This window comes from Cellulomonas sp. GbtcB1 (assembly GCF_019091725.1).
Taxonomy (GTDB): Bacteria; Actinomycetota; Actinomycetes; order Actinomycetales; family Cellulomonadaceae; genus Cellulomonas.
The window spans coordinates 81,140-106,394 of record NZ_JAGXJG010000005.1 but is presented as its reverse complement, the minus strand read 5'-3'; the positions used below and the strand labels follow the sequence as shown (position 1 = coordinate 106,394).

24 protein-coding genes and 2 riboswitches are annotated in these 25,255 nt (G+C 74.5%); of the genes, 7 read left to right on the top strand and 17 right to left on the bottom strand.

What is annotated here, in order from left to right; all coding sequences use genetic code 11:
* Positions 1–72: 72 nt before the first annotated feature.
* A complete protein-coding gene (locus KVT14_RS03565) occupies positions 73–1,461 on the bottom strand; it encodes an MFS transporter (RefSeq protein ID WP_217614389.1) in 1,389 nt (462 codons plus the stop codon).
* A 238-nt stretch (positions 1,462–1,699) separates the two neighbouring features.
* Here KVT14_RS03565 and KVT14_RS03560 point away from each other — a divergent pair, with 238 nt between their 5' ends.
* From KVT14_RS03560 to KVT14_RS03550, 3 genes are all read left to right on the top strand, one after another.
* Positions 1,700–2,308: a DNA-3-methyladenine glycosylase I gene (locus tag KVT14_RS03560; protein WP_217614388.1), complete on the top strand. Its 609-nt coding sequence runs from the start codon at positions 1,700–1,702 to the stop codon at positions 2,306–2,308.
* A gap of 81 nt (positions 2,309–2,389) precedes the next feature.
* Positions 2,390–2,599, top strand: a complete 210-nt coding sequence (locus tag KVT14_RS03555) for a ribonuclease PH (protein ID WP_308160868.1) — start codon at positions 2,390–2,392, stop codon at positions 2,597–2,599.
* Positions 2,596–2,973: a hypothetical protein gene (locus KVT14_RS03550; RefSeq protein ID WP_217614387.1), complete on the top strand. Its 378-nt coding sequence runs from the start codon at positions 2,596–2,598 to the stop codon at positions 2,971–2,973. Before KVT14_RS03555 ends, KVT14_RS03550 begins: the two co-directional genes overlap by 4 nt.
* Positions 2,974–3,008: 35 nt before the next feature.
* Here KVT14_RS03550 and KVT14_RS03545 read toward each other — a convergent pair whose 3' ends face one another.
* Positions 3,009–3,938 (bottom strand): SMP-30/gluconolactonase/LRE family protein, encoded by a 930-nt coding sequence (locus KVT14_RS03545; protein WP_217614386.1) that lies wholly within the window; start codon positions 3,936–3,938, stop codon positions 3,009–3,011.
* 137 nt (positions 3,939–4,075) lie between these two features.
* A riboswitch (SAM riboswitch) is annotated at positions 4,076–4,184 on the top strand.
* Between KVT14_RS03545 and KVT14_RS03540 the strand changes: the two genes are divergently transcribed.
* The gene (locus KVT14_RS03540; protein ID WP_254630317.1) at positions 4,178–5,239 is read left to right on the top strand and encodes a methylenetetrahydrofolate reductase; all 1,062 of its coding nucleotides are present in this window, start codon (positions 4,178–4,180) and stop codon (positions 5,237–5,239) included. (Overlaps the previous riboswitch by 7 nt.)
* An 8-nt stretch (positions 5,240–5,247) precedes the next feature.
* Positions 5,248–7,596, top strand: coding sequence for a 5-methyltetrahydropteroyltriglutamate--homocysteine S-methyltransferase (gene metE / locus KVT14_RS03535; protein WP_217614384.1), 2,349 nt, complete (start codon positions 5,248–5,250; stop codon positions 7,594–7,596).
* Between the two features lie 92 nt (positions 7,597–7,688).
* Here the strand turns inward: metE and KVT14_RS03530 are convergent, their stop codons facing one another.
* The 6 genes from KVT14_RS03530 to KVT14_RS03505 all read right to left on the bottom strand — a co-directional run bounded on the left by KVT14_RS03530 (position 7,689) and on the right by KVT14_RS03505 (position 13,406).
* Positions 7,689–8,147, bottom strand: coding sequence for an Hsp20/alpha crystallin family protein (locus tag KVT14_RS03530; protein WP_147795146.1), 459 nt, complete (start codon positions 8,145–8,147; stop codon positions 7,689–7,691).
* Between the two features lie 161 nt (positions 8,148–8,308).
* Positions 8,309–8,752: a (deoxy)nucleoside triphosphate pyrophosphohydrolase gene (locus KVT14_RS03525; protein WP_217614383.1), complete on the bottom strand. Its 444-nt coding sequence runs from the start codon at positions 8,750–8,752 to the stop codon at positions 8,309–8,311.
* A 119-nt stretch (positions 8,753–8,871) separates the two neighbouring features.
* Positions 8,872–10,215 carry an ABC transporter substrate-binding protein gene (locus KVT14_RS03520; RefSeq protein ID WP_254630316.1) on the bottom strand — a complete coding sequence of 448 codons (1,344 nt, stop codon included), beginning with the start codon at positions 10,213–10,215 and terminating at the stop codon, positions 8,872–8,874.
* A gap of 30 nt (positions 10,216–10,245) precedes the next feature.
* On the bottom strand, positions 10,246–11,157 hold the full coding sequence (locus KVT14_RS03515; protein ID WP_217614382.1) for a carbohydrate ABC transporter permease: 912 nt from the start codon (positions 11,155–11,157) through the stop codon (positions 10,246–10,248).
* Positions 11,154–12,098 (bottom strand): carbohydrate ABC transporter permease, encoded by a 945-nt coding sequence (locus tag KVT14_RS03510; RefSeq protein ID WP_254630315.1) that lies wholly within the window; start codon positions 12,096–12,098, stop codon positions 11,154–11,156. Before KVT14_RS03510 ends, KVT14_RS03515 begins: the two co-directional genes overlap by 4 nt.
* A gap of 285 nt (positions 12,099–12,383) precedes the next feature.
* Complete coding sequence (locus tag KVT14_RS03505) at positions 12,384–13,406, bottom strand: YeiH family protein (RefSeq protein WP_217614381.1); 1,023 nt, start codon at positions 13,404–13,406, stop codon at positions 12,384–12,386.
* Between the two features lie 123 nt (positions 13,407–13,529).
* On the opposite strand from KVT14_RS03505, the gene KVT14_RS03500 reads away from it, so the two are divergent.
* Positions 13,530–14,444: a LysR family transcriptional regulator gene (locus tag KVT14_RS03500; RefSeq protein WP_217614380.1), complete on the top strand. Its 915-nt coding sequence runs from the start codon at positions 13,530–13,532 to the stop codon at positions 14,442–14,444.
* On the opposite strand, the gene KVT14_RS03495 is transcribed toward KVT14_RS03500, so the two are convergent.
* From KVT14_RS03495 to KVT14_RS03455, 9 genes are all read right to left on the bottom strand, one after another.
* The gene (locus KVT14_RS03495; protein ID WP_217614379.1) at positions 14,441–14,809 is read right to left on the bottom strand and encodes a hypothetical protein; all 369 of its coding nucleotides are present in this window, start codon (positions 14,807–14,809) and stop codon (positions 14,441–14,443) included. The two genes, KVT14_RS03500 and KVT14_RS03495, sit on opposite strands and share 4 nt — an antisense overlap.
* Positions 14,810–14,870: 61 nt before the next feature.
* Positions 14,871–15,101, bottom strand: a complete 231-nt coding sequence (locus KVT14_RS03490) for a helix-turn-helix transcriptional regulator (RefSeq protein WP_217614378.1) — start codon at positions 15,099–15,101, stop codon at positions 14,871–14,873.
* A complete protein-coding gene (locus KVT14_RS03485; protein ID WP_217614377.1) occupies positions 15,101–15,709 on the bottom strand; it encodes a hypothetical protein in 609 nt (202 codons plus the stop codon). The genes KVT14_RS03490 and KVT14_RS03485 overlap by 1 nt, the downstream gene beginning before the upstream one ends.
* 164 nt (positions 15,710–15,873) lie before the next feature.
* On the bottom strand, positions 15,874–16,113 hold the full coding sequence (locus tag KVT14_RS03480) for a helix-turn-helix transcriptional regulator (RefSeq protein ID WP_147795137.1): 240 nt from the start codon (positions 16,111–16,113) through the stop codon (positions 15,874–15,876).
* A 250-nt stretch (positions 16,114–16,363) separates the two neighbouring features.
* Positions 16,364–16,735 carry a glycine cleavage system protein GcvH gene (gene gcvH, locus KVT14_RS03475; RefSeq protein ID WP_217614376.1) on the bottom strand — a complete coding sequence of 124 codons (372 nt, stop codon included), beginning with the start codon at positions 16,733–16,735 and terminating at the stop codon, positions 16,364–16,366.
* 69 nt (positions 16,736–16,804) lie between these two features.
* Entirely contained in the window at positions 16,805–17,977 is a 1,173-nt protein-coding gene (gene gcvT, locus KVT14_RS03470) for a glycine cleavage system aminomethyltransferase GcvT (protein ID WP_308160867.1), read from the bottom strand.
* Positions 17,974–20,988, bottom strand: coding sequence for an aminomethyl-transferring glycine dehydrogenase (gene gcvP, locus KVT14_RS03465; protein WP_217614375.1), 3,015 nt, complete (start codon positions 20,986–20,988; stop codon positions 17,974–17,976). Before gcvP ends, gcvT begins: the two co-directional genes overlap by 4 nt.
* A gap of 200 nt (positions 20,989–21,188) precedes the next feature.
* A riboswitch (glycine riboswitch) is annotated at positions 21,189–21,302 on the bottom strand.
* Between the two features lie 78 nt (positions 21,303–21,380).
* Positions 21,381–21,902, bottom strand: coding sequence for a hypothetical protein (locus tag KVT14_RS03460; RefSeq protein WP_217614374.1), 522 nt, complete (start codon positions 21,900–21,902; stop codon positions 21,381–21,383).
* On the bottom strand, positions 21,899–22,984 hold the full coding sequence (locus KVT14_RS03455) for a lactate dehydrogenase (RefSeq protein ID WP_147795134.1): 1,086 nt from the start codon (positions 22,982–22,984) through the stop codon (positions 21,899–21,901). The genes KVT14_RS03460 and KVT14_RS03455 overlap by 4 nt, the downstream gene beginning before the upstream one ends.
* A gap of 223 nt (positions 22,985–23,207) precedes the next feature.
* Here KVT14_RS03455 and KVT14_RS03450 point away from each other — a divergent pair, with 223 nt between their 5' ends.
* A complete protein-coding gene (locus tag KVT14_RS03450; RefSeq protein ID WP_217614373.1) occupies positions 23,208–25,244 on the top strand; it encodes a DUF4214 domain-containing protein in 2,037 nt (678 codons plus the stop codon).
* Positions 25,245–25,255: the final 11 nt, after the last annotated feature.

Here is a 25,255-nt window from a genome sequence, read left to right as displayed (position 1 = left end):
CGAGTTCGGAGCCTCTGGGCACCGAACTCGGCGGGAGCCACCGAACTCGTGGGTCGTGCGGGTCGAGCGGGGTCAGTCCGCGTGCGAGGACCTCGCGTAGTCCTGGTCCTTCGTCTCCCGGGACAGGATCAGCGCGAGCAGGGTGAGGACGCCCATCGCCGACAGGTACACGCCGACGAGCCAGGTGCTGCCGGCGGCCGCGGCCCACAGGGCGAGCGCCACGATCGGGGCCAGCGCGGCGCCGAGGATGGACGACACGTTGTAGGCGACCGCGGAACCGGTGTACCGGACGTTCGTCGGGAACAGCTCGGGCAGCAGCGCGCCCATCGGGCCGAACGTGGCGCCCATCAGCAGGAACCCGAGCACCAGGAACGCCTGGGTGAGCGCGCCGGTGAACACGAGGTCGTCGCGCACGGTGAGGAACAGCGGGAACGAGAACCCGAACACGATGATCGCCGACGTGACGCCGATGAGCAGGCGCCGGCGGCCCAGCCGGTCGGCCAGCGGGCCGGACAGCATCGTGAAGATGCCGAAGAACAGCACGCCGATGATCTGCATGAGCACGAAGTGCACGTACGGGATCCCCAGGCCGCCGGGCTCGCCGTCCTCCGGCGCGACGGCACGGGTGCCGTAGGTCAGCGTGAAGTTCGTCATCAGGTAGAACAGCACGTAGGTCGCCAGCATGATGAACGTGCCGAGCAGGGTCTCGCGCCAGTGGAACTTCAGCGTCGTGCCGAGCGGCACCTTGGTGATGGTGCCCTTCTTCTCGGCCTGGGTGAACGCCTCGGACTCGACCAGCTTGAGCCGCACCCACAGGCCGATGATCACCATCACGGCGGAGAACAGGAACGGCACGCGCCAGCCCCAGGACATGAACGCGTCCGAGCCCTGGCCGAGGACGCCGTTGATGATGAGGAAGATCCCGTTGGCGATGATGAAGCCGAGCGGGGCGCCCAGCTGCGGGAACGTGCCGTACCAGGCGCGCTTCCCGGCCGGGGCGTTCTCGGTGGCGACCAGCGCGGCACCCGACCACTCGCCGCCGAGCGCGAATCCCTGCGCGAGCCGCAGCACCAGCAGCGCGACCGTGGCGCCGACGCCGATGTGGCCGAACGTCGGCAGCAGCCCGATGAGGAACGTCGCGACGCCCATGGTGAGCAGCGAGTAGACCAGCGTCGTCTTGCGGCCCCGGCGGTCGCCGAGGTGCCCGAAGAAGATCGCGCCGATCGGGCGCGCCACCATCGCGGCGCCGAACACCGCGAACGACGCGAGCAGCGCCGTGGTGTCGTTCCCGGTGGGGAAGAACAGCTTCGGGAACACGAGGACGGCGGCCGTCGCGTACACGTAGAAGTCGTAGAACTCGATGGTGGTGCCCACGAGGCTCGCCGCGATGACGCGGGACGGCGAGTTGAGCGGCCGGGACTCGGCCGGCGGCGTGGTGGTGGGCACTGCGGTGGCTGACATGCGGGGCTCCTCGACGATCCGGGTGGCGCGGACCACCGGCGGTCGTCGGGGTCGGCTCCAGGTCGGCTCGCGGGACGGTCGGTGCTCCAGCGCTCGGGCGACCTTACGCCGTCTCACTTGTCAGACAAGTCGTGACCGCATGATGGACGCCCTGGCGCCGTCGTCCCCAGGGCACGCGCGCGGTGCGGGCTGTGGAGGGCGGCGACCGGGTGTCGCACCGGTGCGGCAGAGTGGCGGCATGACGAGCAGCGACGCCCCCGACACCCTCCCCGCCCCCGCGGGCCGCCGCTGCTTCGGCGACGGCGACCCGCTCTACGAGCGCTACCACGACGAGGAGTGGGGCGTCCCGGTGCACGGCGAGCGGGAGCTGTTCGAGCGCATGACGCTCGAGGCGTTCCAGTCGGGCCTCGCGTGGATCACGATCCTCCGCCGCCGCGAGGGCTTCCGCGCGGCATTCGCGGAGTTCGACCCGGCCGTCGTGGCGGGGTTCGACGAGCACGACGTCGAGCGGCTGATGGCGGACACCGGGATCATCCGGAACCGCGCCAAGATCACGGCGGCCGTCGCCAACGCCCGCGCCCTGCTGGAGCTGCACGGCCGCGGGTTCAGCCTGGACGAGCTGTTCTGGTCGGCGGCGCCCCTGACTGCCGGCACCCGCCCGCGGCCGCGCACGTTCGCGGACGTCCCGGCGACCACCCCGGAGTCGGCGGCCCTGGCGAAGGAGCTCAAGCGGCACGGGTTCCGGTTCGTCGGGCCGACGACGGCCTACGCGGCCATGCAGGCGTGCGGGATCGTCGACGACCACCTGGCGGACTGCCCCGTCGTCCTGGCGCGCGCCGGGGGGTGACGCATCCGTGCGCCGCCACCCGCCGCAGGTGTCTCTAGTGCGACATTGCCTTGAGTGTCTATCCCACACAGGACTACGCTCGTGAGACGGACTGCGGTGCTGCGCCGGGTCCGGCGAGCCGCCCGCGACGCGGGTGTGCCGTACGAGGTCGTCGAGCTCACGAACCACACGGGCGTCGTGGTCGGGGGCGTGCGCTCGACGCTCGGCCGGCACTCCGAGATCGACGACGTCACGGCTCGGAAGTTCTTCGACCAGTTCGCGTCGGTGCTCGGGAAGGGGTGGTGGCGGTGACCCGGTACACGGTCACGGCCGAGCGCGGGCGTCGCTGGTGGGTCCTCCAGTGCGTCGAGCACCCCGGGGCCATCTCCGAGGTGGCTCGCCTGGACCAGGCAGCGACCGCCATGCGCGAGGCGATCGCCTTCGTCGCGCAGGTCGACCCCTCCGACGTCGAGGTCGACCTGCGGCCGGCCGTCCCCGACGAGGTGGGCGCGCACGTCCGCGCCGCCGAACGCCTGCGCGCGGAGGCGCACCGCGCGAACCGCGAGGCCGCCGTCGAGTCGCGCGCGGCAGCCCGGGTGCTGCGCGACGCCGGGCTCTCCGTCCGCGACGTCGGGACCGTCCTGGGCGTGTCGCACCAGCGCGCCCACCAGCTCCTGGCGGGCTGAGGGGCGGCTCGCCCGCCCGCCGAGGCCCGACGGCGTCAGCCCTCCCCGAACGCCCGCACGGGCAGTCCGTCCACCGCCACGTCCACACCGAACACCGCCCCCGCCACCGGGTCCCCGTCCGCGTGCGCGGTCGTCACGTACGCCCGCCCCGAGCCCGGCGCCCCGAACCCCAGGCAGGTCACCTGCGCCGTGGGCACGCGGACCGCGCCGAGCGGGGTCCCGTCCGGCCCGAACCGCAGCACCGCGCCACCGCCGTACAGCGCGACCCAGAGGCAGCCCTCCCCGTCGACCGTCGTGCCGTCGGGCTGCGGCCCGTCCGGGTCGAACGACAGGAACGGCTCGGGGGCCGCGGCGGTGCCCGTCACGGCGTCGTACGGCAGCCGGTACACGGTCGCGGCACTGGTGTCCGTGACGTAGAGCGTCGCGCCGTCGGGGCTCCACTGGAGCCCGTTGCCGACCCCCACCCCGGTGAGCACCGCGTCGACCTCGAGGCCGCCCTCCCCGGCGACCACGCGGTACACGGTGCCGTCGCCCGGCGAGCCGTCCCGCGGCATCGTCGCGACCCACAGCCGGCCGGCGCCGTCGACGCCGCCGTCGTTGAACCGGTAGTCGCGCGGCATGTCCGCCGGCCGGGTCAGCGGACCGAGGGTCGTGCCGTCGTGCACGCCGAGGCCGTCCGCGGTCGCGAGCAGCAGCCCGCCCGCGGCGGACGGCCAGGCGAGCGAGACCGGGGACGGCACGCTGACCACGGCGTCGCGCGCGTGGTCGCCCTCGGCCCAGCGGTGCACGCTGCACGCGTCGATGTCGACCCAGACGACCGAGTCGTCCCGCGCGTCGTGCACGGGCCGCTCCCCCAGGCGCGCGCGGACCTCGCCGAGGACCAGGGCCTCGGGCGCGTCCCGCGGCACCAGGGCCCGGGCGTCGATCCGGCGGTCGGGCAGCGGGATGGTGCGCAGGTCGGTCACCCCATGCAGCCTGGCACGGCGCCGTCGCGCCCGCCCGGCCGCGGGCGCGACGGCGGATCCACGGTGTGAGCCCGGTCACCGAAAGATGACGCGTCAGGGGCAGTGGACGGCGACGGCCGCCGGGCCTAGTGTGGCGGCACCCATCCAGAGCGACCGAGAGACCTGGCTCGTCGACGTCGCAGCAACCCCCCTCCTCACCGAGGGTGCGGGTGCTTCCGCCAGGTTCGATGGAGCTGACGATGAGCAGTCACGACGCACCTGCGCACCTCGCGGGCACCGCCGTGCCGGACGGCCTCGGGGCCGTGGACCGCCCGACCGTGTCGTTCGAGCTGTTCCCGCCGCGGAACCCGGACGCCGCGCCCCGGCTGTGGTCGACGGTGCAGCAGCTCGCCGCGGCCCGCCCCGACTTCGTCTCCGTCACGTACGGCGCCTCGGGCAGCACCCGGACCACGACCCGACAGCTCGTCCGGCGGCTGCTGCGCGAGACCTCGCTGACCCCGATCGCGCACCTCACCTGCGTCGCCAGCTCGCGCGAGGACCTCGCGGCGACGATCGAGGAGTTCCTCGACGAGGGCGTACGGTCGTTCCTGGCCCTGCGCGGCGACCCGCCCGCCGACCGCTCCTGGGAGCCGCACCCCGAGGGCCTCCCGACCGCGAGCGCCCTCGTGGAGCTGCTGCGGGACGTCGAGCGGCGGCGGTGCGCCAGCAGCCCGGCGCAGGCGGTGCGCGCCGCCACCCGGCCGCTGTCCGTCGCCGTGGCGGCGTTCCCGCGCGGCAACGCGGGGGCCGGCAGCACCCGGGAGCAGGACGTCGCGGCCCTGCTCGCCAAGCAGCGGGCCGGCGCGGACTTCGCGATCACCCAGGTGTTCTACGACGCCGGCTCGTACCTCGAGCTCGTGGCCCTGGCGCGCGACGCCGGCGTCACGATCCCGATCCTCCCGGGCGTCATCCCCACCACCGACCCGGCCCGGCTCCGTCGCGTGGCGCAGCTGACGGGCGTGCCCGTCCCGGACACCCTGCTCGCGCGGCTCGACGCCTTCGACGCCGACGACCCGGCAGAGGTCGCGGCGCGGCACCGCCTGGGCACCCGCCTGGGCGTCGACCTGGTGAACGCCGTCCTCGACGGCGGCGCGCCCGGCGTGCACCTCTACACGTTCAACGCCCACGGCCCGGCGCTCGACCTGCTGGACGGCGCGGGACTGGGCGGCGACGCCCCCCGCGCGCACCTGCGCGTCGGCCTCGAGCCGGCCGCCGCCGCGTCCGCCCCCACGACCAACCCGACCCCCGTTCCCACCAGCTGAGGCGAGAGATGACCGACCTGACCCACCCGTTCCCCGCCGGCACCGTCCTGGGCTACCCCCGGATCGGCCCGCGCCGCGAGCTGAAGAAGGCCCTCGAGGCGTTCTGGGCCGGCCGCGCGAGCGCCGAGGAGGTCGAGGCCACCGCCGCCGACCTGCGCCGCCGGACCCGCACCCGCCTGGCCGAGCTCGGATTGGACACCCGGCTGCCCGCGATCCCGAGCGCCTTCTCGTTCTACGACCACGTCCTCGACGCGGCCGCGGTCCTCGGCGCCGTGCCCGAGCGGTTCGCCGACCTGCTCGCCGCCGACGGCGGCCTCGACCTCGCGGGGTACTCGACCGTGGCCCGCGGCCGCGGCGACGACCTGCCGCTCGAGATGACGAAGTGGTTCGACTCGAACTACCACTACCTCGTCCCGGAGATCGGCCCGGCGACGCCGTTCCGGTACGCCAGCGACCGCCCGGTGCGCGAGCTCGCGGAGGGCCTCGCGGACGGCGTGCTCACTCGCCCGGTGCTGGTCGGCCCGGTGACGTTCCTCGCGCTGGCCAAGGCCGCCGAGGGCTCGCCCGAGGACTTCCTGCCGATCGACCGGCTCGCCGACGTGCTGCCGGTGTACGCCGCGCTGCTCCGCGACCTGGCCCGCGCCGGCGCCACCTGGGTGCAGCTGGACGAGCCCGCCCTGGTCTCCGACTCGACCGGCGTCCCGGCCGACCGGCTGCTCGCGGCGGCCGCCGAGGCGTACCGCGCCCTGGCGACCGACCTGCCCGCCTCCGAGCGCCCCGCGATCCTGGTCGCCGCGCCGTACGGCGACCTCCAGGACGCCCTGCCGGTGCTGGCCGGCACCGACGTCGAGGGCCTCGCGCTCGACCTGGTCCGCGGCGCGCTGCCCGCCGGCCCCGTCGAGGGCCTGGCGTCGAAGGTGCTCGTCGGTGGCGTGGTCGACGGCCACAACATCTGGCGTGCGGACCTCGACGCCGCGCTCGGCTCGCTCGAGTCGCTGGAGGGCCTCGGCGCCCGGCAGGTCGCCGTCGCCACGTCGACGTCGCTGTTCCACGTCCCGCACGACGTCGAGGACGAGCCGCAGCTCGACCCGACGCTGCGCTCCTGGCTGGCGTTCGCGGACCAGAAGGTCGCCGAGGTCGTCACGCTCGCGACCGGCCTGACCGAGGGTCGCGAGGCCGTGCTCGCCGAGCTGCTCGCCGCGGCCGACGCGCGCCGGTCCCGCGCCGCGGCGCCGGGCGTCGTGCGGCCGGAGGTCCGGGACCGGCTCACCGGGCTGCCTGCCGACGCGTTCCACCGCGGCGACTTCGAGGGGCGCCGGGTCGCGCAGGCCGAGCGTCTGCAGCTCCCCGCGCTGCCGACCACGACGATCGGCTCGTTCCCGCAGACGCCCGAGATCCGCGTGGCCCGCGCCGCGTTCGGTCGCGGCGAGCTCACCGCCGCGCAGTACGAGGACGAGATGAAGGCGGAGATCCGCCGGGTCGTCGAGCTGCAGGAGGAGATCGGCCTCGACGTGCTCGTGCACGGCGAGCCCGAGCGCAACGACATGGTGCAGTACTTCGCCGAGAACCTGGACGGGTTCGCGGTCACCGCCAACGGCTGGGTCCAGTCGTACGGCTCGCGCTGCACCCGCCCGTCGATCCTGTGGGGCGACGTGTCCCGGCCGGCGCCGATCACGGTGCCGTGGACGACGTACACGCAGTCGCTCACCGCCAAGCCGGTGAAGGGCATGCTGACCGGCCCGGTGACGATCCTGGCGTGGTCCTTCGTCCGCGACGACCAGCCGCTGGCCGACACCGCCAACCAGGTGGCCCTCGCCCTGCGGGACGAGATCGCCGACCTCGAGGCCGCGGGCACCGCGATCGTCCAGGTCGACGAGCCCGCGCTGCGGGAGCTGCTGCCGCTGCGCGCCGCCGACCACGACGCCTACCTCGACTGGTCGGTGCGCTCGTTCCGGCTCGCGACCTCGGGCGTGCGCCCCGACACCCAGATCCACACGCACCTCTGCTACTCGGAGTTCGGCGAGATCTTCGGGGCGATCGACGGCCTGGACGCCGACGTGACGTCGATCGAGGCGGCCCGGTCGAAGATGGAGATCCTCGGCGACATCGCGTCCGAGGGCTACCCGCGGGGCATCGGCCCGGGTGTCTACGACATCCACTCGCCGCGCGTGCCGAGCGAGGCCGAGGTGACCGAGCTCCTCACCGAGGCGGTGCGCGTCGTCGACCCGGCGCAGCTCTGGGTGAACCCGGACTGCGGCCTCAAGACCCGCCGGTACGCCGAGGTCACCCCGTCGCTCCAGCACGTCCTGGCCGCCACCCGGACGGTGCGCGCGTCGCTGGCGGTGCCGACGGCCTGACGCGCCGCCGGCCCGGGCGCGACCCGGACGCGCGACCGCCCCGGTCCCCCACGCAGGGGGCCGGGGCGGTTGTCGTGCAGCCGCGTCGCCGGTCAGGCGCTCGCACGCTCCTGCGGAGCGGCGTCGGCGCCCGCCTCGATGGTCGCCGGCGTCCCACCGGTGCTGACCTCGATGCGGCGCGGCTTGGCCTCCTCGGCCACGGGGATGGTCAGGCTGAGCACGCCGTCCGCGTACGACGCGGTGATGGCGTCCAGGTCGAGCCCGCGGCCGACGGTGAGCTGCCGCGCGTAGGTCCCGACCGGGCGCTCCTTGGCGAGCCACTGCACCCCGTCCTCCGTCCGCGCGGTGCGCTGCGCGCGGATCGTCAGGGTGCGGTCGTCGACGTTCACGTCGATCGAGCCGGGGTCGGCGCCCGGCAGGTCGACGCTCAGGACGTAGTGGTCGCCCGAGCGGAACAGGTCCATCGGCATGGTCGCCGACGCTCGCTGCTGGCCGAGGACCTGGTTCATCAGCCGGTCCATCTCCTGAAACGGGTCGAATCGCGTAGCCACAGCCCGTCACCTCCTCGAAGCGTCACGGCGGTCCGGACGGTCCGGGACCGCTGCTGCCCCGGCGCTGCCGCGCCAGGAGGGCTACGAGAGATGTTCTAGCACTCGAGAGGTGCGAGTGCCAGATCGAGCGGGACGTGTTCGCTGACGGATGAACCCGCAGGTCAGGCGGTGCGCCGAGCGGTGCCCGCCGGGTCCGTCGCCGCCGACAGCGCCTCCACGATCCGCACGTCCGCGTCCAGCCAGGGCACCGTGAGCCACTGCCCGCGCGGCAGCCAGCGCAGGTCGTCGTGCTCGACCAGCGGCCGCGGCTCGCCGGCGGTCACGCGGGCCAGCCAGAGCCGCATCACGTACCGCTCGCTGAGCCACCAGGCGCCGTCGTCGGGTCCGACGAGCTCCGTGCCGAGCTCGACGGCGACGCCCAGCTCCTCGCGGATCTCCCGGTGCACGGCGTCCTCGGGGGACTCGCCCGGCTCCACCTTGCCGCCGGGGAACTCCCACCGGCCCGCGAGGCTCACGGGCGCGCGGCGGCGGGCCGCCAGCAGGGCGCCCGGGGCGGCGAGGTCGTCGACCAGCGCGGCGGCGACGACGAGGACGGGGCGGGTCATGCCGCCCAGTGTCCCAGGCGCGCGTGTCGCGCGCGTGACACGGCCGTGGCCCGCGCGATGGATCCACTCGCACCGGCACGCCCGCGCGCGTCGGTGCGAGTGGATCCGTCGGGCGGAGCTCAGCCCTGCCGCAGCTCGTTCTTGAGCTCGCGCTGCGCGTGCTCCAGCGCCTCGCGCGCCGGCACGCCGGACTCGTAGATCTCGGTGAGCGTCACGGTGCCGAACCGGCTGTTCACCGCCGGCAGGTCGGGGCTGGCGAACGACTCGAAGTGCCCGATGCCGTCCTTGACCTCGTTCAGCACGTCGAACAGGTTGGTCGTGAAGTACTGGTTGAACTGGTTCTCCGGGTTCCGGGTGACCTCCTCGTCCTCCCACACCGCCATGTTCACGGGGTCGAACCCGAGCACCTCCCACACGGCGACGTTGGCCTCCGGGGAGAGCTTGGCGAACCCGAGCCACTCGGCCGCCAGGTCACGGACGGGCGAGTCCGCCGCGACCGCCGTGCCGGTGCCCCCGCCGCCGATCGTCAGCGTGTCCGACCCGGGCACGACCGGCGCGGGCGCGATGGCGATCTTCCCCGCGAGGTCGGGCATGTAGTCGACGAACCGCGAGGTGTACCAGGCGGGGTAGACGATCGCGGCGTAGTCGCCGCGCGCGATGGCCCCGTACGCCTCCTCGTCGTCGGGGCTCGATCCCGGGATCGGCGAGATCGCGCCTGCGTCGACCATGGCCTGCATCATCTCGAAGGACTCGACCACGACCGGGTCGTCGACCTGGACCGTGCCGTCCTCGGCGAACAGCTCGCCGCCGTTCTGGGCGATCACCAGCGGCTCCACGAAGAACACGTCGGTGTTCGCCGTGCCGAACGCCCGCCCCGTGGCGGCGCTGTACTCCGCCCCCGCTGCGGCGAAGTCGTCCCAGGTGGTGATGGTCGAGTAGTCGACGCCCGCCTCGTCGAGCAGCTCGGTGTTGTAGAACGTGACGAACGCGCCGACGTGGGTCGGCAGCCCGTAGACCGCGTCGCCGCGGCTGTACAGGTCGAGCCGCGCCTCGACCACGTCCTCGCGGTAGGGCTCGGCGACGGCGGACAGGTCCATGAGCGGCGGGGTGTCGCCGCGGACGAAGTTGGCGAACTTCGTCACCTCGATGTCGACCAGGTCCGGCATGCCGGTGCCGGAGTTGGCCGCGAGCTGCAGCTTGTTGTGCATGTCCTGGTAGGGGTACACGGTGAGGCGGAGATCGATCGCACGGTCCGGGTTCAGCTCGTTCCACCGGTCCGCCATCTGCTCGTACAGCACCCCGTGCAGCTCGCCGAAGATCCACATCTCCACCGGCGTCGAGCCGTCCGCGTCGCTCGGGGCGTCCCGCGGGCCGTCCGCCCCGCCCCCGGTCCCGCACGCGAGGCACGCGGCGAGCACCATCGCACCGGTCACCGCGGACGCCGTCGTCCTTGTTCGTGACATTCTGCTTCTCCTTTGTCTGCGTCGCACGGGTCAGCCCTTGACGGCGCCCGCGGTCATTCCCTCCACGAAGAACCGCTGGAAGGCGAGGAAGAGGACCAGGATCGGGACGAGCGAGAAGAACGACCCGACGATGAGGAGGCCGTAGTTGTTCGCGTACGGCGTGATGAGGGTGTTCAACCCGATCGGCAGCGTGAACTTCTCGGAGGAGCGCAGCACGAGGAGCGGCCACAGCAGGTTGTTCCAGCACATCATCCCGTTGAGGATCGCCATGGCGGCGATCGCGGGGCGCGCGATCGGGAGGACGAGCCGGAAGAAGATGCCGAACTCCGTGACGCCGTCGACGCGGCCGGCCTCGAGGATCTCCCGGGGCACCCCGAGGAAGTACTGCCGGAAGAAGAAGATCGTCACCGCCGCGGCCAGGAACGGGATCACGATGACCGCGTAGGTGTCGGCGAGCCCCATCTCGTTCACCTGGACGTAGAGCGGCAGCATCACCATCTCGAACGGGACGGCCATGATGGCGAGCACCGCGATGAAGAGCGGGGTGCGGCCGCGGAAGTCGTACATCGCGAAGCCGTAGGCCACGAACGAGCTCACGAGCAGCGTCCCGACGACCTGGACCACCGTCACGACGAGCGAGTTGGCGAACCACCGGAAGTACGGCCCGGAGTCGGTGAACAGCATCGTCCAGTTGTCCAGGCTGAGCGTCGCCGGGTCGACGGCGAGCGTGATCCCGCCGCGCATGATGTCGGCGCCCGACTGGAACGTGGCGACGAGGATCGCGGCGAGCGGGACGAGCGCGACGAGGGCGATCGCGATGAGCGCGGCCGACTGCAGGGCCGACAGCGCCCGGGCGCCGCGCGGGGCGGGCCGGCGGCGACCCGCGCCGGGCGCGGGCGGGGCGGGGGACGCGGGGCGGGGGCGCGCGGGGGCCGCGGTCATCGCACGTGCTCCTTCTTGAAGGTGCCGGAGAGCGTCAGCTGCGTGATGTTGATCGCCATGACCACGACGAGCAGCACGATCCCGACGGCGGACGCGAACCCGAGGTCGTTCTGCTCGATGCCCCGGCGGTAGAGGTAGCCGACGACGGTCAGGCCCTGGTTGTTGGGGGACGCGTTCCCGCCGTAGAGCATGAAGCTCTCGAGGAACATCGCGAGGCCGCCGTACACGCTGATGGTGGTGACGTAGACCATCGTCGGCCGGAGGTTCGGCACCGTGATCCGCAGGAACTGCTGGCGCTTGTTCGCGCCGTCGATCGACGCCGCCTCGTAGTACTCGCCGGGGATCGACTGCATCCCGGCGATGAAGTACATGGTGTTGACGCCGGTCCATCGCCAGACGGCGAGCGCCAGGAGCGCCGCCAGCCCGGTGAGGTCCTCGCGCAGCCACCGGACGGGCCCGAGCCCGACCAGCTGCAGCACCTGGTTCATCACCGCGTTCTCCGACTCGGAGAACATGAGCCGGAACACCAGGCCGGCGACCACCACCGAGGTGAGCGCGGGGACGAAGAGCGACGCCTTGAAGAACGCCTTGACCCGCGGGCTGCCGATCCGGGAGTTCACCACGGCCGCGAGGAGCATCGGGATCGGGATGAGGAGCGCCAGCGTCAGGACCATGTACCGCGCGCTGTTGAACATCGCGGTCCAGAAGACGCTGTCGTTCCACAGGCGGGCGTAGTTGTCGAGGCCGACCGAGGTGGTCTGGCCGTAGAGGACCTCCTGCGTCGACATCACGACCGACCGGGCGACCGGGATGATCCAGAACAGCGCCAGCGTGGCCACGAACGGCAGGATGAACAGGTACGGCGCGAGCCGCTGGGAGTACAGGAGCCGCCGCACGGGGGCGGCACCCCCTCGGCCGGACCTCCGGGCGGTGACGGGCATGACGGCAGGACCTCCTGGGCACGGGGCGTCAGGGGCGCGCTGGACGCGACCCTCGGGCGCACCGCCCGGGCACGGCTGAGACCGTGAAACGGATGCCAGGACGGACATGCGGCGCACGCCTGCGTGCGCCGGACTGTCGAGAAAACCTTTCGCTCGCTTCCGAGTTGTCGGCAACGTATCGGCGCGCCGAGAGGCCTGTCAACGCGCATTATGGTGCGGCTGACCGACCGATACGCAAGCGTGAACTGTGCGGAAACTCTTTCCTCGTCAGGGGCGGTCGGGCGGTCAGCCGATCGCGAGCAGCCCCGCCAGGCTGACTGCCATCGCCACGACCGTCGCCGCCGCGCCGAGCGCCAGCGGGCGCCCACCGGTGCGCACCAGCCGACCGAGGTGGATCTGCGTCCCGAGGGCCGTCATCGCCGCCCCGAGGAGCAGCGTGGTCACCGGCTTCACCGCCGGCAGGACGACCTCCGGGACGAGGCCGGCCGACCGCACCGCCACCGCGACGACGAACCCGACCACGAACAGCGGCACGAGCGGCGCCGCGCCGCGCCGGCGCCCGGGAGCGCCCCCCGCAGCACCGCCGTCGTCCCCGCCGCGGGCGCCAGCCCGCCGCCGCACCAGCCCGACCCCCGCCACGAGCGGTGCGAGCAGCACGACCCGGGCGAGCTTCGCGACGACCGCGACGGACAGCGCCGCGGCCGACACGGTCCCCGCCGCGGCCACCACCTGGGCGACCTCGTGCACCGACATCCCCGCCCAGAGCCCGGCGGTCCGGTCGGCGAGCCCGAGCGCGCCCGCCGCGAGCGGGACCACCAGGATCGCGAGGCTGCCGTAGACCGTCACCAGCGCGACGGCGGTGGCGACCTCGTCCTCCTCGGCCTCCGCGACGGGGCTCATCGCCGCGACCGCGGCGGCCCCGCAGATCGAGAACCCGGTCGCGACGAGCAGCGTGAGGCGCCGCCCGACGCCGAGGACGCGGCCCAACCACAGCGTCGCGGCGAACGTCGCGGACACCGTGGCCAGCAGCACGACCGCCTCGCCCGCCCCGAGACCCAGCAGGTCCCGAACGGACAGCTGCAGCCCGAGCAGGACGACACCGACGCGGAGCACGCGCCGGGCCGTCCACGCGAGCCCCGGCTCGAGCACCGCCGGGACCAGCCCCGCGGACCGGGCGACGGCGCCGAGCACGATGGCGACCAGCAGGCCCGGCAGCACGGGGACGAGGGCTGTCAGGCCGAGGCAGGCGGCGCCGACGAGCAGCGCGGCTGCCAGCCCGGGCACGACGGCCCGGTCGAGGCCGAGCACGCGGCGAGGGGCGACGGGCGGAGCGGTCGAGGCGGGGGGCGGAGCGGGCAGCACCCACCCAGCATCCGGCGCCGCGCGCCGCTGCGGAACGCCGACCTGCCTGCCACGCTCTAGCCTGAGGCTATGGACCCCGTCCTCCCGCGACGCATCCCGCTCGGCGCCCTCGAGCTGCTGGACGCGGTCGACGCGCACGGCTCCCTGTCCGGCGCCGCTCGGGCGCTGGGCCTCGCGCAGCCGTCGGTCAGCACCGGCCTGCGCCGGCTCGAGCGGCAGACCGGCCTGACGCTGGTCACGCGCGCGGCGTCCGGCACGCGGCTGACCCCGTCGGGCACGGCCCTGCTCGGGCGGGCCCGGGACGTCCTGGCGGCCTCCGACGCGCTCGAGCGCGAGGTGCAGGCGCTGCGCAGCGCCCAGCAGGGCCGGGTCCGGGTGGCCGCCAGCCTGAGCGTCGCCGAGTACCTCGTCCCGGGGTGGCTGGCGACGCTGCCCGCCGGGGCGGCGGTCGTCGACCTGGTGGTCGCCAACTCCCGCGACGTGATGGACGCGGTCCTGCACGGCCGCGCCGACCTGGGGTTCGTCGAGGGCCCGGGCGTCGCCGCCGGCCTGGACGCCCGGCCGGTCGGCGACGACGAGCTGGTCGTCGTCGTCGCGCCGGGCCACCCGTGGGCGCGCCGGCGGCGGCCGGTCACCGCGGCGGAGCTGGCGCGCGCGCCCCTGGCCGTCCGCGAGGCCGGGTCCGGCACCCGCGCGGTGCTGGAGGAGGCGCTGGCCGCCGCGGGTCACCCGCTCGCCGGCTCGCCCGCGCAGCTCGGGTCGACGTCCGCGGTGAAGAACGTGGTGCGGGGAGGGGGTGCCGCGGCCGTGCTGTCCCGGCTGACCGTCGCCGACGAGATCGCCCGCGGCGACCTGGTCCGCGTCGCGGTCGAGGGTGTCGACCTCACCCGCACGCTCCGGATGGTCTGGGCCAGGTCCCGGCGACCGACCCCGTCCGCGCGCGACCTCGCCGCGCACGTCCTGCGCGCGACGACCTCCGGCTAGCCCACGCCGGCCTGGTCGCGCAGCTCCGCGTACCGGTCCGCCTGGTCGGGACACAGGTGCTCGACGGCGGCGTCCCAGACCACGAGCGCGTACTCCTCGTCCTCGGCGAGCCAGCGCGCGAACGCGCTCTCGCCGCCGTCGCCCTCGACGCCGTCGATGCCCGCCATGGCCTGGCACGGCTGGCTGCCCATCGCGAGGGTGTCCCGGGCCAGCCACTCCTCGCTGAGGTCGACGCCCTCGTGCTCGGCGATCGCGTCGACGAACGCCTGCTCCCGCTCGGCCTCCGACGGGCCGCCGCAGGCGGCGAGCAGCAGGGCACCCAGCAGCGCACCCACGAGCACCGTCCCGGTCCGCACGGTCGTCATCGGTCCCCCTCGTCCTGCTGGACCGGCTCCGAGCGCCGGTCCGCGGGGTCGAGGCTACTGGTCAGGCGCGCGGCACGACGACGAGCAGGTCGCCGACCTGGCACCCGAGCACGTCGCACACGGCGGTCAGGGTCGAGAACCGGATCGCGCGCGCCCGGTCGTTCTTCAGCACCGACAGGTTCACCACGGTCACGCCCACCAGCTCGGCGAGCCGGGCGAGCGTCATCCCGCGCTCCGCCAGCAGCTCGTCCAGCCGGCAGTGGATCCGCCCGGCGTCGTCCTCGGGCGGCATCAGACCAGGCCCTCGGTCTCGCGCTCCAGCCGCTCCCCCGCGTGGAAGGCGGCGGCGAGCGCGCCGACGGCCATGGACGCGAGGATGGGCGTCCACGACACCTGGAACGTGATCTGCTCCATGACCGCCCGGTCGGCGATCTGCGCCAGCACCCCGTTCGACGCCAGCACCGAGCAGCCGAACCAGGCGACCCACCCGCCGGCGATCAGCAGCGACACCGCCGTGATCAGCCGGGTGGTCGTGCGGGAGAAGAACTGCCCCGCCAGCATCCGCCGGGACAGCAGCAGCACGCACACGGTGACGCCGATCGTGGCGAGCGGCGGCACCGCGGCGGCACCGAGCGCCGCCACGTAGGTGGCGGCCGGCAGGTCCGACACCGTGAGGGTCGCGGTGTCCACCGTCGCCGCGACCGCGGCACCGTCGGGCCCCAGCGGGAGGTCGACGGTCGCGCCCATGATCATCACGTCCACAGGGGCGTCCCGGTTCGGGAGGATGCGTACCACCGAGGCGACGAGGCCGATCGCCTGCCAGACGATCACGGCGGCGCCCACCACGAGCAGGGACAGCAGGTCGGACCGGCTGGTGAACCAGGGTGTCCGGGTCGTCATGGCGCCTCCCAGGCGTATCGAAGATCGATGTTATCGATTGACGATATGCCATCGGGCGTCCCCCGTCGACCCCGTGCGGGGACGACGCAGGGCCGCGACCCCCGGCGAGGGGGGTCGCGGCCCTGGTGGTGCCCGTCACCCCCGGCGAGGGGGGTCGCGGTGCGTCAGCGCATGCCGGCGGCCTGGGCCCAGGCGACGGCCTCGGCCCGCGTGGAGACGCCGATCTTGCGGTACACCGACCGCACCTGCGACTTCACGGTGTTGCGCGTGACGAAGAGCTTGCGGGCGATGTCCTCGAGGGTGACGTCCTCCGCCAGCTCGGCGAGGACGACCCGCTCACGCGTCGTGAGCGGCTCACCCAGGATGCTGGTGGACGCGGTGGGGGCGATCTCCAGGGTGGCCATGCTGTCCTCCGGTCTGCGTGTGGCGAGTCCCGGCTGCTGGGGGTCTCCGGCTGCCGTCTACCGGTGTTGATCGGCAAGTGTGGCGGCCTCGATCGCAGTTGGTTTCTCACCCGTTCCCGGGGACGTGCGGACGATGCGGGACGGACCGCCCATGTGCTAGGACCGAAGGCCCAGGTCACCGTCCGGCAAGCGGTCTCCTGAGAGGCTCCTCAGAAACACCCGAACGGGCTAACCGCCGTCCGGGGGAGTCTCAGTCCGTGAGCGTCGCCGCGTACTCCTCGGCGGACAGCAGCGGGCCGGCGCTCGTGACGTCCACCCGGAACAGCCAGCCGGCCCCGTAGGGGTCCCCGTTCACGACCGACGGCTCGTCGACCGCGGCCTGGTTCACCTCGACCACGGTGCCCGCCACCGGGGAGTACAGCTCGGACACGGACTTGGTCGACTCGACCTCGCCCACGACCGCTCCCGCCGCGATCTCGCTGCCGACGGTCGGCAGCTCGAGGTAGACGATGTCGCCGAGCGCGTCGGCGGCGTTCTTGGTGATGCCGACGGTGGCCGGCTCGGCGCCGTCGATCCACTCGTGCTCGGCGGTGTACTGCAGGTGCGTGGGGACGTCGCTCATGGTGCTCTCCGGGGTTCTGCTCGCGAGCGGGCGCTCGCCGGCGGGTGGGGGTGGTCGGGAGTCCGTCGGTCAGGACCGACGGTAGAACGGCAGCGGCACCACGCGGACCGGCTCGCGCCGGCCGCGCACGTCGACCGCGAGCTCCGTGCCCTCGGCGCTGACCTCGGGGGTCACGTAGGCCATGGCGATCGGGGTGCCCAGCGTCGGCGAGGGCGCACCCGACGTGACGCGGCCGACCGTGACGGCGTCCTCGGCGGTCGAGGTCAGGACCTCGTAGCCGTGCCGGGCGGCGCGCCGGCCGGAGCCGACGAGGCCGACGAGCACGCGGGACGGGGTCGCGTGCGCCCGGGAGGCGAGCGCCGCACGGCCGACGAACGGCAGCGGCTCGCCGTCGGCGGTCGTCTTGTCCAGGCGGACCACCCGCCCGAGGCCCGCGTCGTGCGGGGCGGTGGTGGTGTCGAGCTCGTTGCCGTACAGCGGCATGCCCGCCTCCAGCCGCAGGCTGTCGCGGGCCGAGAGCCCGGCGGGTACCAGGCCGAGCGGGGCGCCCGCGGCGAGCAGGTCCCGCCACAGACCGGGTGCGGCGGCGGCCGGCACGAACAGCTCGAAGCCGTCCTCGCCGGTGTAGCCCGTGCGGGCCACCAGCGCCTCGACACCGCCGACGGTGGCGGGCACGCCCGCGTAGTACTTCACGTCGCGGACCGCGTCGGCGTGCGCGGGGTCGGTGAGACCGACGACGATCTCGGCGGACCGGGGCCCCTGCACCGCGATCAGCGCCGTCTCCAGCGACCGGTCGGTGAGCGAGGCCTCGAACGGCGCCAGCCGCTCGGCCAGCGCGGTGGCGACCACGGCGACGTTCGAGGCGTTCGCCACGACCAGGTAGGCCTCGTCGGCGAGCCGGTAGACGATCAGGTCGTCCAGGATGCCGCCGTCCTCCTGGACGATCATCGTGTAGCGCGCGCGGCCGACCGCGAGGCCGGAGATGTTCCCGACCAGCGCGTGGTCGAGGCCGGTGCCGGCCCCGGGGCCGTCCACGTGCAGCTCGCCCATGTGCGACAGGTCGAACAGCCCGGCCGCGGTCCGGACGGCCTGGTGCTCCGCGAGGTCGCCGGCGTACCGCAGCGGCATCATCCAGCCGGCGAACGGCGTCATCGTGGCGCCGAGCGCGACGTGCTCCGCGTGCAGCGGGGACAGCACGGCCCCCGTCGCGTCGTCGGTGGTCGGGGTGGTCGTCTCGGTCACAGCGCGGCTCCCTCGGCGTAGGCCTCGATGGGCGGGCAGGCGCAGACGAGGTTCCGGTCCCCGTGCGCGCCGTCGATCCGCCGGACCGGCGGCCAGTACTTCCCGGCGCGGAGGCCCGCGACCGGGTAGGCCGCGAGCTCGCGGCCGTAGGGCTTGTCCCAGGCGTCCGCGACGAGCGACGCCGCGGTGTGCGGGGCGTTCCGCAGCGGCGACTCGGCGACCGCCCAGCGTCCGGCCGCGACCGCGTCGATCTCGGCGCGGATCGCGACCATCGCCTCGACGAACCGGTCGAGCTCCGCGACGTCCTCGGACTCCGTGGGCTCGACCATCAGCGTGCCCGCCACCGGGAAGGACAGCGTCGGCGCGTGGAAGCCGTAGTCCATCAGCCGCTTGGCGACGTCCTCGGCCGTCACGCCGGTCTGCTTGGTGATCGCGCGCAGGTCGAGGATGCACTCGTGCGCCACCAGGCCCGCGGGGCCGGTGTAGAGCACCGGGAAGTGCGGGGCGAGCCGCGAGGCCAGGTAGTTGGCGGACAGCACGGCGGTCTCGGTGGCGCGGCGCAGGCCGTCGCCGCCCATCAGCGCGACGTACGCCCAGGAGATCGGCAGGATGCCGGCGGACCCGAACGGCGCGGCCGACACGGCGGGAGCGGCCCCGCCGGCGAGCGGGCCCTCGTCCCCCGTCCACACCGCGTCGGTCGCCGGCAGGTACGGCACCAGGTGCGCAGCCACGCCGATCGGGCCGACGCCGGGGCCGCCGCCGCCGTGCGGGATGCAGAACGTCTTGTGCAGGTTGAGGTGCGAGACGTCGCCGCCGAACTCGCCCGGCCGGGCGAGGCCGACCAGCGCGTTCAGGTTGGCGCCGTCGATGTAGACCTGGCCGCCCGCGGCGTGCACCAGGTCGCAGACCTCGCGCACGTCCTCCTCGTAGACGCCGTGCGTCGACGGGTAGGTGATCATGATCGCGGCCACCCGGGGGCCGTGCTGCTCGAGCTTCGCCCGCAGGTCGTCCAGCTGCACCGAGCCGTCCTCGGCGGTCGCGACGACGACGACCCGCATCCCGGCCAGGACGGCCGACGCGGCGTTGGTGCCGTGGGCCGACGCCGGGATCAGGCAGAGGTCGCGCACCGGGACGTCCTCGGGCGCGGCGCCGGCGGCGATCGCCTCGGCCCGCCGGCCCTCGTGGTACCCGCGGATCGCGAGCAGCCCGGCGAACTCGCCCTGCGAGCCCGCGTTCGGCTGCACCGACACGGCGGCGTACCCGGTGATCTCCGCCAGCCAGCCGGTCAGGTCGCCGATCAGCTCGGCGTAGCCCGCGGCCTGCTCGGCCGGTACGAACGGGTGCAGGCCGGCGAACCCGGGCCAGGAGATGGCCTCCATCTCGACCGTCGCGTTGAGCTTCATCGTGCAGGAGCCCAGCGGGATCATCGTCCGGTCGAGCGCGAGGTCCTTGTCGGACAGCGCGCGCAGGTACCGGAGCATCGCGGTCTCGGAGCGGTGCCGGTGGAACACCGGGTGCGTCAGGTAGTCGCTCGTCCGGCGCAGGTGGACCGGGATCGCCGGGGCGTCGAGGCCGTCGGCGTGCCCGGTGGCGAGCGCGCCCGCGTCGGCGTCGCCGAAGGCCGCGAGCACCTCGGCCACGTGCGCCTCGGTGGTCACCTCGTCGCAGGTCACCTGGACGTGGTCGTCGTCCGCGGCCCAGACGTTGATCCCGCGGGCGGCCGCGGCGGCGACCACGGCGCGCGCCCGGCCCGGCACCACGGCGCGGACGGTGTCGAAGAACTGCGCGTGCTCGACGGCCACGCCGCCGGTGCGCAGCCCGTCCGCGAGCGCCACGGCCCGCGCGTGCACCCGCTCGGCGATCTCCCGCAGGCCGTCGGGCCCGTGGTAGACCGCGTACATCGAGGCGACGATCGCCAGCAGGGCCTGCGCGGTGCAGATGTTGCTGGTCGCCTTCTCGCGGCGGATGTGCTGCTCGCGGGTCTGCAGGGCGAGCCGGTACGCGGTGGCGCCGTCGGCGTCGATCGACACCCCGACCAGGCGGCCGGGCAGCGAGCGCTCCAGGCCGGTGCGGACGGCCATGTAGGCGGCGTGCGGGCCGCCGTAGAACAGCGGGACGCCGAACCGCTGGGCCGAGCCGACCGCGATGTCGGCGCCCTGCTCGCCCGGCGGCGTGAGCAGCGTGAGCGACAGCAGGTCCGCGGCGACCGTGACCAGCGCGCCCGCGTCCTTGGCGGCGGCGATCAGCGGCGCGAGGTCCCGGACGGCGCCGGACGCGCCGGGCGCCTGGAGCACGAGGCCGACCAGCGCCTCGTCGCCGAGGTCCGGCAGCCCGTCGGTCAGGTCCGCGACCCGGACGCCCAGGCCCGCGGCCTCGGCGCGGCCCACCGTCACCGCGAGGGTCTGCGGCAGGCAGTCGGCGTCCAGCACGACGACGCCCGTGCGGCCCTTCGCCGCGCGGTGCATGAGCGCGACCGCCTCGGCGACCGCGGTGGCCTCGTCGAGCAGCGACGCGTTGGCGACCGGCAGCGCGGTGAGGTCCGCGACCACGGTCTGGAAGTTGAGCAGCGCCTCGAGCCGCCCCTGGGAGATCTCCGGCTGGTAGGGCGTGTACGCGGTGTACCAGGCCGGGGACTCGAGCACGTTCCGGCGGATCACCGGCGGCGTCACGGTGTCGTGGTAGCCCAGGCCGATCATCTGGGTCAGCACGGTGTTCTTGTCCGCGATCGTCCGCAGCGCGGCCAGCACCTCGGACTCGCCGCGCGCCTCGGGCAGCGCGAGCGGGCGGTCCGTGCGGATGCTCGCCGGGACCGCCGCGTCGATCAGCGCGTCCAGGCTCGGCCAGCCGTCGCCGACGTGCGCGAGCAGGCCCGCGACGTCGCCCGGGCGGGGACCGACGTGCCGGTCGGCGAAGCCGCGCGCGGCGTCGGTGCGGTCCGCGGGCGCGGCGGCGCGCGGGGTCCCGGCGGCCGTCGTGCGGGCGTCGGTGGGGAGGTCCTCGAGGTGGGTCACGCGGCTGCTCCGGGCGGGTCGGACGTGCAAGGCGGACGGGCGGGTGGTGCGCGTCTCCCCGCTCTGTCATCCGCCGGCCGCGGGCGTGCCGCGGACGTACGACCTGAGAGTTTTGCCGGTCCGCCGTGCCCGTGAGGGCCGGGGCGCGCCGACTTGCACCGTCGGTGGGCCGGCGTGAGCCGGCCGCTTTCCAGAGTTGCCTCGCCACGGCGGTACGGGGGCCTGAGAGATTCCCGGGGAGGGTTGCTCCTTCGGCGCCTCGCGGTCACGACCGCCGGGGCGGTCGCGCGGGAGGGCTCTCCCGCCGCGGTTCGAGCAGCGTGTTGAGTTGTCTGGGTCACAGCCTAACCGCGGACGTGGGCCGTTCGTCCCGCGGGTCCGGTCGGCGGGCGTTACGGCTCCGTGAACTCTGCCGCGGGCAGCGGCAGCACGACCGTGGCGGCCGAGTCGGCGCCGCGGGCGCGGGCGTGCGCCACCACGCGCTCGACCTCGGGGAGCGGCCCCTCGACCAGCACCGGCTGGCCCGCGCCGGGGTCGCCGGACCAGCGCACGGCCGCGCCCTCGGGCGGCACGAACGCCCCGGACTCGCGCGGCAGGTGCACCACGGCGGCGGCGCGGACCGCCGGGTCGTCGACCGCTCGCACTTCGGCCGACCGGACGGCCGCGAGCCGCCGCAGCGTGCGCAGGAGCAGGCGCTGCCGGCGCTCGGAGGCCGTGAACGTGACCACGATGAGGCCGACGCCGTCAGCGACGTCGCCCGTGGTCAGCGAGTCGAACGAGACGCCCCGGGTGGAGAACACGCCGGTCAGCGCGGTGAGGGTGCCGGTCGCGTCGGCGCCGGCCACGAAGGCGACCCAGCGGCGGTCGGCCCCCGGGGCGGCCGCGGCGGCACCCGCGGGCCCGACGGCGGTCACCGGCCCGCCCCCGCGCCCAGGCCCCACGGCGCGAGCATCGCGTCGATCCGCGCGGCGGAGGCCAGCAGGCGGCGCGCCTCGTCCGGCTCGGGCTCGTCCAGCAGCACGCGCGTCCAGCCCTCGGGTCCCAGCACCACCGGCACCCCGAGCACCCCGCGCAGCGGCGTCCCCGCCACGGCCACCTCCCCGTCCAGCGCGACCTGGCCGGCGACGACGATGTCCCGCCCGTCGAGCACGGTGTCCACCAGGTCGACCGTCGCGTTCGCGGTGGCCGCCGCCGTCTTGGCCCCGCTCTGGTGGGTGAGCCACGGCCGCGCGACCCCGCGCAGGTCCGGCGGCCAGGTCTCGACCAGGTCGAACGCGGCAGCCACGTCGTCGGCCATCAGGCCGCCGAGGTCCCGCTTCGCGTCCTCGATCTCGGCCGCGAACCCGTCGAGCGTCCGCCCGCCGCGCAGCGCCGCCACCGCGCGCCGCCGCTCCTCGACGTCGAGCCCGCTGATCCGGACCGTCGACCACAGCGGCACCAGGTCGTCCCCGTGCTGCCCGGCCACGAAGCCCCCGACCCGGTGCCGGCGCACGCCGAGGGACACCGCGACCTCGCGGCGGAACCGCAGCGTGTCCAGCCAGGCGCCCATGCCGATCACCCGGTGCCGGCCCAGCTCGCGGGCCACGACGGCCACGCCCAGCTCCACGGGGTTCGACACCACGACGACGACCTCGTGCCCCGAGCCGTGCCGGGCGATGGCGCGGGCGTAGGAGGCGAACACCTCGTGGTTCTCCGCCGCGAGCGCCGCCCGGTCCGTCACCGCCCCGGCCCGCGCGGGCGCGGTCCGACCCGCGGTCAGCACGACGACGTCGGCGACCACGTCCTCCGGGTCAAGCGCCACGTCGATGAGCGGCGCGTGCTCGTCGTAGGCGTCGACCAGGTCGGCGCGCAGCCCGTAGGACGCCCGCCCGGACGCGCCGCCCGGCCGCCCGACCAGCTGCAGCCGCGACGTCGTCGGCAGCACCCGCCGCTCGATGAGCTGCGCGCACACCTGCCGCCCGACGTCCCCCGTCGCTCCCAGCACCGCCACGTCCACGCAGGCGACCCTAGGTCACCTGGTCGGACCCCATCGATCCTGGGCCGCTCACGCGGGCGGTCCGGCGTCCGATGGAGACGCTGCGCCATCCGGGTCGCGCGCGCCGGAACCCCAGCGCGCGGGCTCGGGAAGAGGGCACCATCGAGCACACAGGGGGCGATGCGCGGCCTGCGCCCGCCCCGCAGCACCGTCCCGCCCGCACCAGGGCCCCAGGAGGACCCGCATGAGTCCCACCGTCTCCAGCCACCCGGCCCTGCGCCGCCGGGCCGGCCTCGCCACGGCGGGCGCCGCCGTCCTGGGCCTCCTGGCCCCGGTCGCCGCGCTCGCCGACGAGCCGACCCAGGAGTTCCAGGTCGACGGGCGGGTCGTGTACCGCACGTCCGACCGCGTCGGCGCCGAGGGCCGGCACTTCGAGGAGGGGTCGGTCACGACCGCGTACGCCGAGGTCGGCGACGCGGTGATCGACCTGTCCGCCGTGCAGGCCCCCGTCGTCGGCGCCGAGCTGAGTCCGTCCGAGGGCCTGCCCGCGGGCGGGGCGGTCACCGTGACGATCCAGGCCCGGGCCGGGCTCGACGAGGACGGTGCCCTCGCCGCGCTGGCGACGGAGGAGGACGCCGTGGCGCCCGCCACCCAGGTCGTGGACGTCGAGGTGACGGACGGCGGGACCGACCCGACGTCGCTCCCGGAGGCGGCGCTCGTCTCGGGCGTGCACCAGCTCGTCGTCGTGCCTGCCCGGTGGAGCAGCTCCGCCACGGTGCCCACCACCGAGCTGCAGGCCGCCGCCGCCGGGACGGAGACCTACTGGGAGCGGCAGAGCAACGGCCGCGTGGACCTGCAGACGTCCGTCCGCGCGGCGGTCACCGTGACCCGGCCGGCGCTGTGCGACGAGGACGCGATCATGGGCCAGGTCCTCGAGCAGACCGGGCTGACGCCGACGTCGACCCGGCACATCGCGGTCTGGTTCCCGGAGCACGCCGGCTGCGACTTCGCCGGTCTCGCCACCATCAACGGCGGCGCCATCTGGCTCAACGGGGCCACGGACATCTACGTGCTCGCGCACGAGCTCGGGCACAACCTCGGCCTCGGGCACGCGAACACCCTCGTGTGCACGACCGCGGGCGGCGGCCGCGTGCCGCTCACCTCCGACGGCCGGACCTGCACCGTCACCGAGTACGGCGACGACACCGACGTCATGGGGCAGGGCCGCGACTGGACCCGGCCGGGCAGCCTGAGCTCGGGCTTCGCCGACGCCCTCGGCTGGGCGACCGTGACGAGGATCGACAGCCCGGTGCTCGCCACCACCACGGTCGACCTCACGCCGCTGTCCCAGACCACCGGGGTCCGAGGCGTCCGCCTGACCTCGGACCTCGGCCCGGTGTTCGCCGACTTCCGCCCGGCCGTCGACTCCGACGCCCTGCACCGCCCCGAATGGGCCGGTGTCCAGGCCCGCCTGGTGCTGACAGACACGACCTACCGGTACCCGACGAGCTTCCTGCTCGACCTCCGGCCCACCGCCCCGTCGTTCGCGAACCCCTCCCTCCCGATCGGGCAGACCTGGGACGTCCCCGGGGCGGACGCCGCGATCACCACCACGTCCGTCGCCGGGACCGCGCGGGTCACGGTGGGCCCGTCGGCCGAGGCGTCCCAGATCCAGCGGTACGTGACGAAGGTGTACCAGGACCTGTTCCTGCGCGCACCCGACCCGACCGGCCTGACCAGCTGGACCCGCAACCTCCTGGCCGGGCAGCCGCGCGTCGCCGTAGCCAACGCCATCACCGGGTCGGACGAGTACCGGTCGCGCCTCATCGCGGGCGCCTACCAGACCTACCTGGGCCGGTCTCCCGACCCGGCGGGTGCGGCGTCGTGGCTCCGCGCCATGCAGACGGGAAGCACCGTCCAGAGCATCGAGGGCGGGTTCATCGCCTCCGCGGAGTACTACCAGCGGGCCGGTGGCAGCAACTCGGCCTGGGTCGCCCGGCTCTACCAGCACGTCCTGAACAGGAACCCATCGGCTGCCGAGATCACGGGGTGGACCCGTCAGCTGGCGCAGGGCAAGTCGCGGACGAGCGTGGCCATGGGCTTCCTGCTCTCGTCCGAGCACCTCACGACCGTCGTGGACGGCTACTACGTCGACCTCCTGGACCGGCACATCGACGCCGTCGGCCAGGCGTCCTGGGTCTCGCAGATCCAGCGCGGCGGCCGTGTCGAGGCGATCATCGGCGGGATCATCGCCAGCCAGGAGTACTTCAGCAAGCCCTGACGTCGCGGCCG